Origin of the sequence: Burkholderia ubonensis, from assembly GCF_001718695.1 — a bacterium.
GTDB classification, from domain to species: Bacteria; Pseudomonadota; Gammaproteobacteria; order Burkholderiales; family Burkholderiaceae; genus Burkholderia; species Burkholderia ubonensis_B.
The window spans coordinates 390,369-406,434 of sequence record NZ_CP013420.1 but is presented as its reverse complement, the minus strand read 5'-3'; the positions used below and the strand labels follow the sequence as shown (position 1 = coordinate 406,434).

Annotated in this window: 13 protein-coding genes and 7 tRNA genes; 4 read left to right on the top strand and 16 right to left on the bottom strand. The window is 66.9% G+C overall.

Going from position 1 to position 16,066, the window contains the following annotated elements:
- Window positions 1-145: 145 nt before the first annotated feature.
- Entirely contained in the window at window positions 146-901 is a 756-nt protein-coding gene (locus tag WJ35_RS01875; RefSeq protein ID WP_069238659.1) for a haloacid dehalogenase type II, read from the top strand.
- A 74-nt stretch (window positions 902-975) separates the two neighbouring features.
- Complete coding sequence (gene aceB / locus WJ35_RS01870; protein WP_059480223.1) at window positions 976-2,568, top strand: malate synthase A; 1,593 nt, start codon at window positions 976-978, stop codon at window positions 2,566-2,568.
- Between the two features lie 134 nt (window positions 2,569-2,702).
- Here the strand turns inward: aceB and WJ35_RS01865 are convergent, their stop codons facing one another.
- On the bottom strand, window positions 2,703-3,116 hold the full coding sequence (locus WJ35_RS01865) for a gamma-glutamylcyclotransferase family protein (protein ID WP_069238658.1): 414 nt from the start codon (window positions 3,114-3,116) through the stop codon (window positions 2,703-2,705).
- Window positions 3,117-3,307: 191 nt separating this feature from the next.
- Here WJ35_RS01865 and WJ35_RS01860 point away from each other — a divergent pair, with 191 nt between their 5' ends.
- The gene (locus WJ35_RS01860; RefSeq protein ID WP_069238657.1) at window positions 3,308-4,186 is read left to right on the top strand and encodes an AraC family transcriptional regulator; all 879 of its coding nucleotides are present in this window, start codon (window positions 3,308-3,310) and stop codon (window positions 4,184-4,186) included.
- A gap of 16 nt (window positions 4,187-4,202) precedes the next feature.
- Here the strand turns inward: WJ35_RS01860 and WJ35_RS01855 are convergent, their stop codons facing one another.
- The 9 genes from WJ35_RS01855 to gltX all read right to left on the bottom strand — a co-directional run bounded on the left by WJ35_RS01855 (window position 4,203) and on the right by gltX (window position 7,387).
- Window positions 4,203-4,667 (bottom strand): GNAT family N-acetyltransferase, encoded by a 465-nt coding sequence (locus WJ35_RS01855; protein WP_010092021.1) that lies wholly within the window; start codon window positions 4,665-4,667, stop codon window positions 4,203-4,205.
- Between the two features lie 162 nt (window positions 4,668-4,829).
- A tRNA-Asp gene (locus WJ35_RS01850) sits at window positions 4,830-4,906 on the bottom strand.
- Between the two features lie 73 nt (window positions 4,907-4,979).
- Window positions 4,980-5,055, bottom strand: a tRNA-Glu gene (locus WJ35_RS01845).
- 64 nt (window positions 5,056-5,119) lie between these two features.
- Window positions 5,120-5,196 (bottom strand) — tRNA-Asp (locus WJ35_RS01840).
- Between the two features lie 79 nt (window positions 5,197-5,275).
- Window positions 5,276-5,351: transfer RNA gene (locus WJ35_RS01835), tRNA-Glu, on the bottom strand.
- A 63-nt stretch (window positions 5,352-5,414) separates the two neighbouring features.
- A tRNA-Asp gene (locus WJ35_RS01830) sits at window positions 5,415-5,491 on the bottom strand.
- An 81-nt stretch (window positions 5,492-5,572) separates the two neighbouring features.
- Window positions 5,573-5,648 (bottom strand) — tRNA-Glu (locus WJ35_RS01825).
- Window positions 5,649-5,784: 136 nt separating this feature from the next.
- Window positions 5,785-5,860: transfer RNA gene (locus WJ35_RS01820), tRNA-Ala, on the bottom strand.
- Between the two features lie 117 nt (window positions 5,861-5,977).
- Window positions 5,978-7,387, bottom strand: coding sequence for a glutamate--tRNA ligase (gltX, locus tag WJ35_RS01815; protein ID WP_060232434.1), 1,410 nt, complete (start codon window positions 7,385-7,387; stop codon window positions 5,978-5,980).
- Between the two features lie 275 nt (window positions 7,388-7,662).
- Between gltX and WJ35_RS01810 the strand changes: the two genes are divergently transcribed.
- The gene (locus WJ35_RS01810; protein WP_010092017.1) at window positions 7,663-8,592 is read left to right on the top strand and encodes a patatin-like phospholipase family protein; all 930 of its coding nucleotides are present in this window, start codon (window positions 7,663-7,665) and stop codon (window positions 8,590-8,592) included.
- An 88-nt stretch (window positions 8,593-8,680) separates the two neighbouring features.
- Here WJ35_RS01810 and WJ35_RS01805 read toward each other — a convergent pair whose 3' ends face one another.
- The 6 genes from WJ35_RS01805 to WJ35_RS01780 form a co-directional block, all read right to left on the bottom strand.
- Window positions 8,681-9,358, bottom strand: coding sequence for a C40 family peptidase (locus tag WJ35_RS01805; protein WP_029226500.1), 678 nt, complete (start codon window positions 9,356-9,358; stop codon window positions 8,681-8,683).
- A gap of 128 nt (window positions 9,359-9,486) precedes the next feature.
- Window positions 9,487-11,115, bottom strand: coding sequence for an ABC transporter ATP-binding protein (locus tag WJ35_RS01800; protein ID WP_060232438.1), 1,629 nt, complete (start codon window positions 11,113-11,115; stop codon window positions 9,487-9,489).
- The gene (locus WJ35_RS01795) at window positions 11,112-12,209 is read right to left on the bottom strand and encodes an ABC transporter permease (RefSeq protein WP_060232441.1); all 1,098 of its coding nucleotides are present in this window, start codon (window positions 12,207-12,209) and stop codon (window positions 11,112-11,114) included. Before WJ35_RS01795 ends, WJ35_RS01800 begins: the two co-directional genes overlap by 4 nt.
- 129 nt (window positions 12,210-12,338) lie before the next feature.
- The gene (locus WJ35_RS01790; RefSeq protein WP_060232444.1) at window positions 12,339-13,382 is read right to left on the bottom strand and encodes a microcin C ABC transporter permease YejB; all 1,044 of its coding nucleotides are present in this window, start codon (window positions 13,380-13,382) and stop codon (window positions 12,339-12,341) included.
- 58 nt (window positions 13,383-13,440) lie between these two features.
- Window positions 13,441-15,324, bottom strand: a complete 1,884-nt coding sequence (locus tag WJ35_RS01785; RefSeq protein WP_069238656.1) for an extracellular solute-binding protein — start codon at window positions 15,322-15,324, stop codon at window positions 13,441-13,443.
- A gap of 334 nt (window positions 15,325-15,658) precedes the next feature.
- Window positions 15,659-16,015, bottom strand: coding sequence for a hypothetical protein (locus tag WJ35_RS01780; protein ID WP_069238655.1), 357 nt, complete (start codon window positions 16,013-16,015; stop codon window positions 15,659-15,661).
- Window positions 16,016-16,066 lie beyond the last annotated feature (51 nt).

The following is a 16,066-nucleotide window of genomic DNA, read 5'->3' as shown; positions in this document are numbered from 1 at the left end:
CGGCCTCGACCGTCCTTCGCGTTAACTGAAGCGGCTCCAGATTAGGTATATGAAAGTAAAAGATCAAGTGATGTTTAGCGTCTTTTTTGGTACTGACGATCACGAATAAAATCGTTTCCGACCTCTGAAACTGGAGCGCAAGGCTATGTCGGCCACAACGACACTTCCCAACGCCATCCTCTTCGACGCCTACGGCACGCTGTTCGACGTGCATGCGGTCGTGGCCGCGGCAGAGCAGATGTTCCCCGGCCACGGGGAACGGCTGTCCCAGCTGTGGCGGCGCAAGCAGATCGAATACACGCAGCTGCGCACGCTCGCCGATCCGGCCGGCGCCCGCTACCGCCCGTTCTGGGACATCACGCACGACGCGTTACGGTTCGCCGCGCGCGCGCTCGGCCTCACGCTCAACAACGCCGCCGAGAAGCGCCTGATGGACGAATACGCGTGCCTGTCCACCTACCCCGACACGGTGCCCGCGCTGCGCAAGCTGCGCGCATTCGACCCGCGTCCGCAGCTCGCGATCCTGTCGAACGGCAACCCGCAGATGCTCGACATCGCGGTGAAGAGCGCCGGCATGAGCGGCCTGTTCGATCGCGTGCTGTCGGTCGACGCGGTGCGCGCGTACAAGCCGTGCCCGGCCGCCTACGCGCTCGGCACCGACGCGTTCGGGCCGAACCCGCGCGACATCGTGTTCGTGTCGTCGAACGGCTGGGACGTGACGGGCGCGGCCTGGTTCGGCTACACGACGTTCTGGCTCAATCGCACGGGCGCCCCCGCCGAGGAGCTCGGCGCGCCGCCCGACGGCACCGGCGCCGGCATGACCGACCTGCTCGCTTTCCTCGCCACCCCGGCTCCGTCCGGCAGAAGCGCCAGCCGCGCGCGCCCCGGCCCGGGCGCGTAACGCCGGCATCGATGCCGGCCACTCACTTCCCCCTTTACCGAAACCTCAACTGACCGACCAAGGAGATGAGACTCATGACCACCACGCTCACGCTGCCGCAAGGCATGGCGATTACCGGCGAGATCCGCCCGGGCTACGAAGCCATCCTGACGCCCGCGGCACTCGAACTCGTCGCGGCGCTGCACCGCACGTTCGAGCCGCGTCGCCAGGCCCTGCTGCAGGCGCGCGTCGAACGCACGAAGCGCCTCGACGCCGGCGAGCGCCCCGACTTCCTGGCCGAGACGAAGGCGATCCGCGAAGGCGACTGGAAGGTCGCGCCGCTGCCCGCCGACCTGCAATGCCGCCGCGTCGAGATCACCGGCCCCGTCGAGCGCAAGATGATCATCAACGCGCTGAACTCGGGCGCGGATTCGTACATGACGGACTTCGAGGATTCGAACGCGCCGAGCTGGACGAACCAGATCGACGGCCAGATCAACCTGAAGGACGCGATCCGCCGCACGATTTCGCTCGAGCAGAACGGCAAGTCGTACAAGCTCAACGACAAGGTCGCGACGCTGATCGTGCGTCCGCGCGGCTGGCACCTCGACGAAAAGCACGTGACGGTCGACGGCCAGCGCGTGTCGGGCGGCGTCTTCGACTTCGCGCTGTTCCTGTTCCACAACGCGAAGGAGCTGATCGCGCGCGGCTCGGGCCCGTACTTCTATCTGCCGAAGATGGAAAGCCATCTCGAGGCGCGCCTGTGGAACGACATCTTCGTCGCCGCGCAGGAACAGGTCGGCATCCCGCGCGGCACGATCCGCGCGACCGTGCTGATCGAGACGATCCTCGCCGCGTTCGAGATGGACGAGATCCTGTACGAACTGCGCGAGCACAGCTCGGGCCTGAACGCGGGCCGCTGGGACTACATCTTCTCGGCGATCAAGAAGTTCAAGAACGACCGCGACTTCTGCCTGGCCGACCGTTCGAAGATCACGATGACGGTGCCGTTCATGCGCGCGTACGCGCTGCTGCTGCTGAAGACCTGCCACAAGCGCAACGCGCCGGCGATCGGCGGGATGAGCGCGCTGATCCCGATCAAGAACGATCCGGAAGCGAACGACAAGGCGATGGGCGGCGTGCGCTCGGACAAGCAGCGCGACGCGACCGACGGCTACGACGGCGGCTGGGTCGCGCACCCGGGCCTCGTGCCGATCGCGATGGAGGAATTCGTGAAGGTGCTCGGCGACAAGCCGAACCAGATCGCGAAGCAACGCGACGACGTGCAGATCGAAGGCAAGAACCTGCTCGACTTCCAGCCGGAAGCGCCGATTACCGAAGCCGGCCTGCGCAACAACATCAACGTCGGCATCCACTACCTCGGCGCGTGGCTCGACGGCAACGGTTGCGTGCCGATCCACAACCTGATGGAAGACGCGGCGACGGCCGAGATCTCCCGCTCGCAGGTGTGGCAGTGGATCCGCTCGCCGAAGGGCGTGCTCGACGATGGCCGCAAGGTGACGGCGGAACTGGTGCGCGACTACGCGAAGGCCGAGCTGGAGAACGTGAAGCGATCGGTCGGCGGCAATACGCAGCCGTACGAGCGTGCCGCGGCGATCTTCGAGCAGATGTCGACGTCGGAAGGCTTCACCGAATTCCTGACGCTGCCGCTGTACGAGGAAATCTGACCGCGCGGCCGGATCCTGCGGGATCCGGCCGACGCCGCCAGGCCGCCGCCGGTCGGACGACACCGCGGCCGGCCGAACGAAGCGCCCCGTGGGGCGCTTTTCGCTGGCCGCGTGAGCGTGCGCGGCGCGCAGGCTCAGGCGGCTTCGCGCTCGCGCCGATGCTGGACCCAGTCGCCCGACGCGATGCGCGGCCTATCCGACACCGCATGTGCGGCGACCGGGTAATACAGGCACGCGTACTGACGGCCGCCGAGTTCGACGCGCGTCGCTTCCTGCCTGAACAGGGTGTCGACGCCCGGATACACGCGCTCGATCTCGTCGAGCACGGGCAGCAACAGTTCGTCGACCGCGTACACGTCGCCCCACACGAGCGACTGACCGGCCGCACCGGCCACCATGCCCGGATACGTGCCGAAATCGTACAGTTCGCCCGGCAGCGCGGCCGCACCGACGAGCGTCGGCGCCGCGATGCCGTGCCGCGCAGCCGCATGGCCGATATCGTTGGCCTCTCCCGCTCTCAACGTGCCGTAGACGAATACGTGGCGCATCGTGTTTCTCCTTCTTCGATTCTGGTATGGCCGGGGCGTCGCGGCGACGGCGTGCGTTACGCCGGACGGAATGCGCGCAGCTCCATACAAAGTTCATTCGGGCCGGTCATTATCAGCTGAAAAACCGCCGCATGCGCCTGCGCGGCGCCTTCTAAAATGACGGCATCGCTGCCGCACCATCCGAATTGCCCATGAATCCGTCCGCCCAAGCCGACGCATCGAACCCGTACGACGTCATCGACATTCCGCCGGAATTCGCGCCGACGCCGGTCCACCCGATGCGCGTGCGTGCGCGGCCGGTTCCCGCCGGCGCGCGCATACCGCGTCACACGCACGCATGGGCGCAGCTCGCCTATGCGTCGCGCGGCGTGCTGCGCATGGCGACGACGGGAACCACGTGGATGGTGCCGCCGTCGCGGGCAATCTGGGTGCCGCCGCACGTGACGCATGAGGTCTTGATCGTCGAGGACGCGTACCTGCGCACGCTGTACATCGACGAGTCGATCGTGCCGGGCGGGCTCGACGCATGCCGCGTCGTCGAAGTGACGGGGCTGTTGCGCGAGCTGATCGTCGCGCTCGACGCGCGCGATCTGGGCGCGGCGCGCGAACGCCTGCTCTGCGCACTGGTGCTCGACGAACTGAGCCACGCCGAACCGCTGCCGCTGTCGGTGCCGATGCCCGACGAGAAACGGCTGCGCACGCTGTGCGAAGCGGTGCTCGCGCAGCCCGCGCAGGCGGAATCGCTGGAACACTGGGCGGGCGAGGTCGGCGCGAGCACGCGCACGATTTCACGGCTGTTCAAGCAGGAACTGGGCGTGAGCTTTTCGCAATGGCGGCAGCAGGCGCTGCTCGCGCGCGCGATTCCGCTGCTGAACCAGGGGCGTCCGCTGTCGCATATCGCGCGCGAACTCGGCTACCAGAGCCAGAGCGCGTTCTCCGCGATGTTCCGGCGCGCCTTCGGCGAAAGCCCGCGCGCGTTCATGCTGCGCGGCCACGCGCACGAGGCCGCGGAAGGCATGACGGGAAGCGACGGACAACCGCACGGCGACACGGCGGAGCCCCAACCGTGACGGCAGTGCGCGGCCGTCAGACCGGCCGCACCATGTGCCGGATCGCGCCGAGTTGCGCGAACCGCGACCCGGTCACGCGATAGCCCATGCGCAGATACAGCCGCGCGGCGGGATTGTCGACGAACACGCGCAACTGGAGCTCGCTCAGCCCGCGCGCCCGCGCCCAGCGATGCGACATCTCGAGCAGGTAGGTGCCGGCGCCGTGTCCGCGATGGCCGGCCGCGATCTGCACGTCGCGGATGTGCAGCGAATCGCCCTCTTCCGTGACGCGGAGCACGCCGATCCGCTCGCCGTCGGCTTCGAGGATGAAGTTCTCGGACTCGCGCCAGCTCGCGTAGAACAGGTCACTGCGCCATACGAGCCCGTGGCGCTTGTAATAGCCACCCATGTTGCCGTGCGTCAGCGCTTCGGCAAACGGAAAATCGCAGGGCTCCGCAGGGCGGAGCTGATACAGGAGTCGCAGGTCGGTGGGATCGAGCATCGCGCTTGGGTCGAGATCGCACTCCGCCACGATAGCGCAGTCGCCGGCGGATGCAATCGCGAATTTCTCGGAGCGGCGATGAGGATCAAGGCGCCCGCGCATGCGGGCACGAGAAGAAAACGCGAATGAAAAAGCCCGCTCAAGGCGGGCTTCTTCATTTTTTGGCGGAGCGGACGGGACTCGAACCCGCGACCCCCGGCGTGACAGGCCGGTATTCTAACCGACTGAACTACCGCTCCAGTCTTGCTGCTTGCCTGGCAGGCGTCGGTTGCTTCCTGCCGGCGCATCGTTTGTTCGAACGACGCCGAAATCTGGCGTCCCCTAGGGGATTCGAACCCCTGTACTCACCGTGAAAGGGTGATGTCCTAGGCCTCTAGACGAAGGGGACAACGTACTGCTTACATCCTTAATACAAAAGCCCGCTCAAATGACGTCTTGAACGGGCTTCGTTCTGGCGGAGCGGACGGGGCTCGAACCCGCGACCCCCGGCGTGACAGGCCGGTATTCTAACCAACTGAACTACCGCTCCAGCTTTCTTCACCCTGGCCCGCAGACGTCGGTGACACTCTGCAAGCCTTGCGACACTTCCAACGAAACGCCGCTGAATCTGGCGTCCCCTAGGGGATTCGAACCCCTGTACTCACCGTGAAAGGGTGATGTCCTAGGCCTCTAGACGAAGGGGACAACGTACTGCTTACATCCTTAATACAAAAGCCCGCTCAAATACGTCTTGAACGGGCTTCGTTCTGGCGGAGCGGACGGGACTCGAACCCGCGACCCCCGGCGTGACAGGCCGGTATTCTAACCGACTGAACTACCGCTCCAACTTTCTTAACCCTAACCCTCAGGACGTCGGTTACGTTCCTGCAGGCTTCGCGACACTTCCATCGAAACGCCGCTGAATCTGGCGTCCCCTAGGGGATTCGAACCCCTGTACTCACCGTGAAAGGGTGATGTCCTAGGCCTCTAGACGAAGGGGACAAAATCTTTTCAGATCTGTCTGGCTTCCGTTATTAATTTTTCATCAACAACGAAGGCCGAAATTCTAACTGCTTTAAATCGTTTTGTGAAGCATTTTTTAACTACCCTGCTTCGCGAATCGATTGGTTTGTTCTGTTGGTGGAGGTAAGCGGGATCGAACCGCTGACCTCTTGCATGCCATGCAAGCGCTCTCCCAGCTGAGCTATACCCCCTTGCAGAACAGAAATGAAATTATATGGACCAACTTTGCGCTTGTAAATACCCTTTTTGCGATTCGAGCAAAATTTTTTGCGAAGCCACCGATCGACGGCTTCGCGACTGCTCGAACCTCAGGCCAGCGCGCCCTCGATGCGCGACACGACGGCATCCCGGCCAAACAGCATCAGCACCGCGTCGATCGACGGCGTATGCGTCGTGCCCGCGACCAGCAGGCGCACCGGCATCGCGAGCTGCGGCATCTTCAGCTTGTGCGCGGCCAGCGTCGCCTTCAGCGCGGCCGAGATCGCCTCCTTGCTCCACTCGGCCGTCTTCAGCGCCGCCGCGAGTTCGGCCAGCGCCGGGCGCACCGCGTCGGTCACGTGCTGCGCAAGCGCTTCGGCATCCGGCGCCGGCACGCGATAGAACATCGCCGCGCCCTCTGCGATTTCCTTGAGCGTCGACGCACGATCCTTCATCAGGCCGATCACCGCATCGAGGGCCGGGCCGCTCGCGAGCGCCGCATCGTCGATGCCGAGCGCCTCGAAGAACGGCTTCGACAGCGCGGCAAGACGCGTGTTGTCCGCTTCCTTGATGTAGTGGTTGTTCAGCCAGTTCAGCTTGTTGTGGTCGTACTGCGCCGGCGACTTGCCGAGATGCTCGAGGTCGAACCACTCGACGAACTGCTCGCGCGAGAAGATTTCGGCGTCGCCGTGCGACCAGCCGAGGCGCGCCAGGTAGTTCACGACCGCTTCCGGCAGATAGCCCGCGTCGCGGTAGGCCATCACGCTCATCGCGCCGTGACGCTTGCTCATCTTCTCGCCCTGCTCGTTGAGCACGGTCGGCAGGTGCGCATAGACCGGCACTTCGCCGCCGAGCGCGCGCAGGATGTTGATCTGGCGCGGCGTGTTGTTCACGTGGTCGTCGCCGCGGATCACGTGCGTGATCCCCATGTCGAGGTCGTCGACCACCACGCAGAAGTTGTACATCGGCGTGCCGTCCGGACGCGCGATCACGAGGTCGTCGAGCTCTTCGTTCGAGATCTCGACGCGGCCCTTCACGGCATCGTCCCATGCGACGGTGCCCGTCAGCGGGTTGCGGAAACGCAGCACCGGCTTCACGCCCGCAGGCGGCTCGGGCAGCACCTTGCCCGGCTCCGGACGCCACGTGCCGTCGTAGCGGGGCTTCAGGCCGGCTTCGCGCTGGCGCTCGCGCAGCGCGTCGAGTTCCTCGGTCGACATGTAGCACGGGTACGCGAGGCCCTCTTCGAGCATCTTCGCGAGCACCTCGCGATAGCGGTCCATCCGCTGCATCTGGTAGAACGGGCCTTCGTCGAAATCGAGGTCGAGCCACCGCATCCCTTCGAGGATCGCATCGACCGCTTCCGGCGACGAACGCTCGACGTCGGTATCCTCGATGCGCAGCACGAACGTGCCTTGCATCTTGCGGGCGAACGCCCACGGATAGAGTGCGGAGCGGATGTTGCCGAGATGGATGAAGCCGGTGGGGCTCGGCGCGAAGCGGGTACGGACAGGACGGGTCATAAACGGTAACTCGAACGCCTGGGGCGCGTGAATGATTTCGACGCGGGGTCGGCAACGGCTGCCCGAACTACAACGGGACCGGCGACGCCCGGAACGGAAAAGAAGCCGAAATTATACCCGCGCCGGACATCGCGCCAAGCGCGGCGCTTGCTTTATGATGTGCGCGCCGCGGCCGCCTTGCCGGCGCCGCGCCGGCCGCGCGGCACCCGCCGCACCGCCCCGACCTACCGACGCGGCGGGCCCGTCGCCCGCCGCCCGACGCTGGAGAACCTTCGATGTCGTCCCCTCGCCTGTCGCGCCGCCAGTTCACGATCGCGTGCGCTTCCGCCAGCCTCGCCGCCTGCACGTCGCCCGGCGGCAAGAGCCGCCCCGACAACGCCGCCGCCCAGTCGCACGACAAGCCGGTGAAGATCGCCATCGCGCTCGGCGGCGGCGCGGCGCGCGGCTTCGCGCACATCGGCGTGCTGAAAGGACTCGAGGCGCGCGGCATCCCGATCGAGATCGTCGCCGGCACGAGCGCCGGCTCGGTGGTCGGCGCGCTCTATGCGTCCGGCATGAACGCACTGCAGCTCAACAAGCTCGCGCTCGAGATGGACCAGTCCGCGATCAGCGACTGGGCGCTGCCGTTCCGCTCGCGCGGCCTGCTGCAGGGCGTCGCGCTGCAGAATTTCATCAACAAGACGCTGAACAACCGGCCGATCGAGAAGATGGCGAAGCCGCTCGGGATCGTCGCGACGGATCTGCAGAACGGCCAGCCGATCCTGTTCCAGCAGGGCAACACGGGGCTCGCGGTGCGCGCATCGAGCAGCGTGCCGTCGGTGTTCGAGCCGGTGAAGATCGGCAGCCGCGAGTATGTCGACGGCGGCCTCGTGAGCCCGGTGCCCGCGTCCTACGCGCGCAAGATGGGCGCGACCTTCGTGATCGCGGTCGACATCTCCGCGCGCCCGGACGGCGCGGCGACCGGCAACCCGATCGAGATGCTGCTGCAGACGTTCACGATCATGGGCCAGACGATCAAGACCTACGAGCTCGACAAGTACGCCGACGTCGTGATCCGCCCGAGCCTCAACGCGATGGGCGGCAGCGACTTCAGCCAGCGCAACGCGGCGATCCTCGCCGGCGAGGAAGCGGTCGCGCGCATCATGCCCGAGCTGCAGCGCAAGCTCGCGGCGGCGCGCACCGGGACCGCCGCGACTGCCGCATAAGGCAGCGCCAGGCGTCGACTGCCCCAAAAGCAAAAAACCCTGCCGCCTTTCGGGCGACAGGGTTTTCGATCCGGCTGTCGGGGAACGCTCAGTTGCTGCCGTTCGCCGCGTCGTCGCCGATCGTCGCGCGCACGCGCTGGCGCAGATCATCGGCCTTCATCGGGAACTGCGACTCGATCCGGCGCGCGCCGTTGAAACGCTTTTCCCAATAGGTGCTGTCGAGATCGTCGACGCGAACCGTGCTGCCCGTCGACGGCGAATGCACGAACTTGTTGTCGCCGATGTAGATGCCGACGTGCGAGAACGTGCGGCGCATCGTATTGAAGAACACCAGGTCGCCCGGCTTCAGCTCGCTCACGCGCACCTTCTCGCCGACCCGGCTCATCTCTTCCGCGCGGCGCGGCAGCGACATGCCGAGCGTGTCCTGGAACACGTAGCGCACGAAGCCGCTGCAGTCGAGCCCCGAATCCGGCGTGTTGCCGCCCCAGCGGTAGCGGACGCCGATCATGTTCAGCGCGCCGACGACGACGTCACCCGCCTTGCCCGCCATGCCGGACAGGAACGACCTCGCGCCGCCGCTCGACGACGATGCGTTGGCTTGGGAATTCTGGGAGGAAGCCGACCCGGATTGAGTCGAATTCGTGGCATTCTGATTAAAACTGCTGACTTCGTCGGCGAACGCGCCGGAAGTTGCAGCGAACAGGACGCCGATAAACATCCCGGCGACGGCGCGCGCGCATGCCTGGGTCAGGGATCGGTGCTGCATTGGTCGATGGATTGTGCTTAAAAATCAGCTGATTGGCGGAAAATTTCGGTCGATACTAGCCAGCGCGTATCCGTTTGTCAAAACAAATTAAAAAATACAATCGAGATGGTCAGACCATTGGCGCCCTATCACGCTTTCCAGACTGCTTTCAACAGCTTTTGTGTGTAAGGATGTGACGGTTTGGTGAAGATGTCGGCGACCTCGCCGGCCTCCACGATCGCCCCGTCCTGCATCACCGCGACGCGGTGGGCCATCGCGCCGATCACGTCCAGGTCGTGGCTGATGAACAGATAGCCGAGGTTGTATTTCTGTTGCAAATTCGCGAGCAGCTTCAGCACCTGCTGCTGGATCGACACGTCGAGCGCCGACGTCGGCTCGTCGAGGATCAGGATGCGCGGCTCGAGCACGAGCGCCCGGGCGATCGCGATCCGCTGGCGCTGCCCGCCGGAGAACTCGTGCGGATAGCGATGCATCACCGTGCGGTCGAGGCCGACCTCGCGCAGCACCGCGAGCGACTTCGCGCGCCGTGCGTCGGCCGACAGGTCCGGACGGTGCAGCTCGAGCCCTTCGCCGACGATCCGCTCGATCGTGTGGCGCGGCGACAGCGAACTGAAAGGATCCTGAAACACGACCTGCATGTTCGAGCGCAGCGCGGCCTGCTCGCGGCCGCGGTAGCTCGACAGCGCGCGCCCCTGGAATTCGATTTCGCCGTGCGCGGTCTTCTGCAGCCCGAGCAAGGCCATCGCGAGCGTCGACTTGCCGGAGCCGGACTCGCCGACCACGCCGAGCGTCTCGCCCTGCCGCACCGACACGGACACGTCCGACACCGCCGCCACCGGCACGGACTTGAACCAGCCCGCGAGGCCCGGGCGCTTGCGCGCGAACTGCACGGTCACGTGGCGCGCGTCGAGCAGCACCGGCGCGATCGGCAACACCGGCACGACCGCGCGCTGCGGCCGGCTGTTCAGCAGGCGCTGCGTATACGGGTGCTCGGGCGCGGCGAAGATCCGCTCGACCGCCCCGCTCTCGACGAGCCGGCCCCGCTCCATCACCGCGATGCGGTCGGCGAAGTGCCGCACGAGATTCAGGTCGTGCGTGATCAGCAGGATCGCCATCCCGCGCTTTTCGGCTTCCTCGCGCTGCAGCTCCAGCAGCAGCTCGACGATCTGCGCGCGGATCGTCACGTCGAGCGCGGTGGTCGGCTCGTCGGCGAGCAGCAGCCGCGGCCGGCACGCGAGCGCCATCGCGATCATCGCGCGCTGCCGCTGGCCGCCCGACAGCTGGTGCGGATAGCTGTCGACGCGCCGCTCCGGTTCCGCGATGCCGGTGCGCGCGAGCAGCGCGATCGCCCGCTTTCTCGCCTCGCCGGCCGTCACGCCGTCGTGCAGCTGAATCGTCTCGCCGATCTGCGCGCCGATCGTATACAGCGGGTTGAGCGCCGTCATCGGCTCCTGGAAGATCATCGCGATGTCGGAGCCGCGCAGCCCGCGCATCTCGCGCTCGCTCTTGGCGACGAGGTCCTGGCCCGCGAAGCGGATCGTGCCGCCGACCTCCGCGTCGCGCAACAGGCGCAGGATCGCCAGCGCGGTCACGCTCTTGCCCGAGCCCGACTCGCCGACGAGCGCGACGCGCTCGCCGCGGCCGATCGCGAGCGTCACGTCGTCGACCGCGACGGTGTCGCCGAAGCGGACCTGCAGGCGCTCGAGCGACAGCAGCGGCTCGTCGCGCGGCGGCATCGGTACGGCGGCGGCGCTCATCGCTGGCCTCCCGCCGCCCGCACGGAATCGGCGATCCGCGTGTCGAGCGCGTTGCGCAGCGCGTCGCCCATGAAGGTCAGCAGCAGCAGCGTCGCGACCAGCACGCCGAACGTCGACAGCGAGATCCACCACGCATCGAGGTTGCCCTTGCCCTGCGCGAGCAGCTCGCCGAGGCTCGGCGTCGGCGGCGGCACGCCGAGCCCGAGGAAGTCGAGGCTCGTGAGCGCGAGGATCGCGCCGCTCATCCGGAACGGCAGGAACGTGATCACCGGCGTCAGGCTGTTCGGCAGCACGTGGCGCCAGATGATCTGCCAGTTCGTGAGCCCCATCGCGCGCGCCGCGCGCACGTAGTCCTGCGTGCGATTGCGCAGGAACTCTGCGCGCACGTAGTCGGCAAGGCCGATCCAGCCGAACAGCGACAGCAGCACGATCAGCAGCAGGAAGCTCGGCTCGAAGATCGACGCGAAGATGATCAGCAGGTACAGCTCGGGCAGCGAGCTCCAGATCTCGATCAGCCGCTGCCCGACGATGTCGATGCGGCCGCCGAAGAAGCCCTGCACCGCGCCCGCGACAATGCCGAGCAGCGTGCCGATCAGCGTCAGCACCAGCCCGAATTCGACCGACACGCGAAACCCGTAGACGAGCCGGGCCAGCAGGTCGCGCCCCTGCGCGTCCGTGCCGAGCCAGTTCTCGCGCGACGGCGGCGCGGGATTCGGCACGCGCGAGAAGTAGTTCAGCGTGTCGTAGTGGTAGCGGTTCGGCGGATAGACGACGAAATTGCCGGGCGCCTCGAGACGCTTGCGGACGTACGGATCGAGATAGTCGGCGGGCGTCGGGAAATCGCCGCCGAAGGTCGTCTCCGGATACGTGTTGAACATCGGGAAGTAATAGTGGCCGTCGTAGCGGACGACGAGCGGCTTGTCGTTCGACCACAGCGGCGCGGCAAGACTCGCGGCGAACGCGACGACGAAGATCACGAAGCTCCAGTAGCCGAGGCGCTGCCGCGTGAAGCGCCGCCACACGCGGCGCGCGGGCGACGGCGACACGCGCGCGCGCGCGGCGTCGAGGCGGGACGATGCGGCGGCCTGGCTCATGCGCGCCCTCCGCGGGCGGCGCGGCGCGCGCCGGTGTCGCCGTCGAAACGCGGCGAGCAAAGCGAGCGTGGGCGGCTGGCCTCTCCCTCGGGGGGCAGCGGGCAAAGCGAGCGTGGGGGTCGTTTCATCTCAGCGCTCCAGGTTTTCGAATTGAATGCGCGGGTCGACCCACACGTAGCAGAGGTCGGAGATCAGCTTGGTCGCGAGGCCGATCAGCGTGAACAGGTACAGCGTGCCGAGCACGACCGGGTAGTCGCGACGCACGACCGACTCGTACGACAGCAGCCCGAGGCCGTCGAGCGTGAACAGCGTCTCGATCAGCAGGCTGCCGGTGAAGAACGCGCCGATGAACGCGGCCGGAAAGCCGACGATGAGCGGCAGCATCGCGTTGCGGAACACGTGCTTCCACAGCACGCGGCGCTCGGACAGCCCCTTCGCGCGCGCGGTCAGCACGTATTGCCGGCGGATCTCGTCGAGGAACGCGTTCTTCGTGAGCATCGTGACGACCGCGAAGCTGCCGACGACCGACGCGGTGATCGGCAGCGCGATGTGCCACAGGTAGTCGAGGACCTTGCCGGCCGTCGACAGCGCCGCGAAGTTGTCCGACGTGAGCCCGCGCAGCGGGAACAGCTGCCAGAACGAGCCGCCGCCGAACAGCACGAGCAGCAGCACGCCGAGCACGAAGCCGGGAATCGCATAGCCGACGAGCACGACGAGGCTCGTCGCGACGTCGAACGGCGAGCCGTTGCGCACGGCCTTCGCGATGCCGAGCGGCACCGAGATCAGGTAGGTGAGGAAGAACGTCCACAAGCCGATGCTGATCGACACCGGCAGCTTCTGCACGATCAGCGACCACACGCTCTGGTGGCGGAAGTAGCTGTCGCCGAGATCGAAGCGCGCGAAGTGCTTCAGCATCAGCACGTAGCGCTCGAGCGGCGGCTTGTCGAAGCCGTACAGCGCCTTGAGCTGCGCGACCTGCTGCGGATCGACGCCGGTGCGCGAGCGCATCCCGAACGGCGTCGCGCCCTGCTCCGTCGCGCCCTTGCGCAGTTCCTGCACGGCCTGTTCGACCGGGCCGCCCGGCACGAACTGGATCACGACGAACGTGAGCGTCAGCACGCCGACGAGCGTCGGGATCATCAACAGCAGGCGTTTGAGGATGTAGCTCCACATAAGCGTCGACTCGCGATCGATTGACAACGGTTGGGACGGCGGGCGGGACGCACGGCGCTCAGCTGCCCGGCTTGACCCACCAGGTCGACACGACCCAGCCCTCCGCCGAATAGTACAGCGGCAGCGTCTGCGGATAGCCGAGCGTGCGCTTGTACGCGACCCGATGCGTCGTGCTGTACCACTGCGGGATCGCGTAGTAGCCGTGCATCAGCACGCGGTCGAGCGCACGCGCCGCATCGACCAGCTGCTCGCGGGTCTGCGCGGCGCCGAGCGCCTGCAGCAGCGCGTCGACGGCCGGCGACTTGAGCCCGATGACGTTGTCCGAACCCGGCTCGTCCGCGAACTTGCTGCTGTAGCGCGAGAACTGCTCGGCGCCCGGCACCTGCACCCCGAGGTAGCGGATCGTCGTCATGTCGTAGTCGAACGCATCCATGCGCTTTTGCAGCAGCGCGTAGTCGGCAGTGCGGAACCTCGCGTCGATGCCCAGCTTCGCGAGATTGCGCTGGTACGCGGCCACGATCGGCTCGAACGCGGAACCCGCGTCGTCGAGGATCTCGAACGTGAACGGCTCGCCCTGCGCGTTGCGCAGCGCGCCGTCGCGATACGTCCAGCCGGCCTGCGCGAGCAGCGCGCGCGCCTTCAGCAGGTTCGCGCGCAGCGAGTTGGGCGGATCGGTGTTCGGCTGGACGACCATCGGCCCGAACACCGCCGGATCGAGGTGTGCGCGCAGCGGCTCGAGCAGCGCAAGCTCGCCCGGCCCCGGCATGCCGGTCGCCTGCAGGTCGGTGTCGGCGAAGTAGCTGTCGAGGCGCGTATAGCCGCCGTAGAACAGCTGGCGGTTCAGCCATTCGAAGTCGAACGCGAGGTCGAGCGCCTGGCGCACCCGCACGTCGCGGAACTGCGGCCGGCGCAGGTTCAGCATGAAGCCCTGCATGCCCGCGCCGTTGTGCTGCCGGAATTCGCGCTTGACCAGCTCGCCGCTGTCGAAGCGCTTGCCGACGTCGTGCCGCACCCAGTTGCGCGCGATGTTCTCGACGAGCACGTCGTACTCGCCCGCCTTGAACCCCTGGAGGCGCGTGACGCCGTCGCCGTACAGCTTGTAGACGATCCGCTCGAAGTTGTGGGTGCCGACCCGCACCGGCAGGTCGGCGCCCCAGTACGCGGGGTTGCGCCGGTACGTGATGTTGCGGCCGTTGTCGTAGCGCTCGATCAGGTACGGCCCGCTGCCGATCGGCTGCTCGAACGCGAGCTGGTCGAACGGAATGCGCGTGCCGTCCGCACGCAGCCCCCATTTGCGCGAGAACACCGGCACCGCGGCCGCGATCAGCGGCAACTCGCGATTCGCGCTGCGAAACTCGAAGCGCACGGTCGCGCGATCGACCACGACCGCCTTCGTGATCTCGGCGAAATACGCGGCGAACTGGGGCGCCGCCTGCTTGCTCTTCAGCGTGTCGAACGAATGCTTGACGTCGGCTGCCGTCACCGGATCGCCGTTCGAGAAGCGCGCGCGCGGGTTCAGGTGGAACGTGACCGACAGGCGGTCCGGCGCGACCGCGATATCGTCGGCAAGCAGCCCGTACGCGGACGCGGGCTCGTCCAGGCTGCCCGTCGCCAGGCTCTCGAACAGCATCTCGATGCCGGGCGCGGCATTGCCGCGCATCGTAAACGGGTTGAACTTGTCGAACGACGTCAGCCGGGTCGGATTCGCGAGCACGAGCGTGCCGCCCTTCGGCGCATCCGGATTCACATAGTCGAAATGCGCGAAGCCCGGCGGATATTTCGGCTCGCCGTACTGGGCGATCGCGTGGGCGGCATGCGCGGCGCTCGCGGCAAGCACGGCCTGTATTGCCCATACGGCCGCGCTGCGGCCGGCCGTGCGCAGCACGTGCGCGACGCCGCAGCGGATGGACGCGGCGGCAGCGTGGCGCGAACCCTTCGTCATAGAGGCCCTGTCGGTCGATTGAGGGATGGAACGGGGTCGATTCTACCCATTCAAGTCGACATCGAGCCAGATGGCGGCCTGCGTGCGGCGTAGCGACGCTTGGCTGGAACTGCGCGCACGTCCGCACGGGCAAAGAAAAACCGCCCGTGGGCGGGTGTGCCGATGGGCGGTTCGTCGGGTGGGCGGGCGTGTCGTTGGAGCGCTTGGGGCGCGCAGCCGCGCGGCCATTGGGAGCGCGACGTTCGGGTGCTTGGGTGCCCGGCCAGTCGGTGCTCCGGTGCTCGGACGCCCGACCTGCTCGCGCCGCTCGAGCGACTCGGCGCACCTCAACCAATCACCGCCAGCCGTTGTGGCGCCCGTTGTCCCAGTGCCCATGCCCGCGATCCCAGCCGCGATGGTGGCGATACCAGTCGTCGCGCCCCCAGTAGCGGCGGCCGTCCCAGTAGCGATCGCCGTGCCAGCCGATCACGATGGCCGGCGCAGGCGCAGCGTACACGGGCGCGCGATACACCGGCGCCGGCTGGTAGACGACCGGCGGCGGGGGCGGCGGCACATACACCGGCGCGGGCGCGACGTAGACCGGCGCCGGCACGCCGACGTTGATCCCGACATTGACACCCGCCATTGCTGCGCCCGACAGGAGCAAGGCCGTCATACCGGTCAAGAGCGAGGCAACACGCAAAGTCTTCACGGATCCTCTTCGAGTCGTGTGATGTGTGATTCGACTATAGCGACAAGCCGC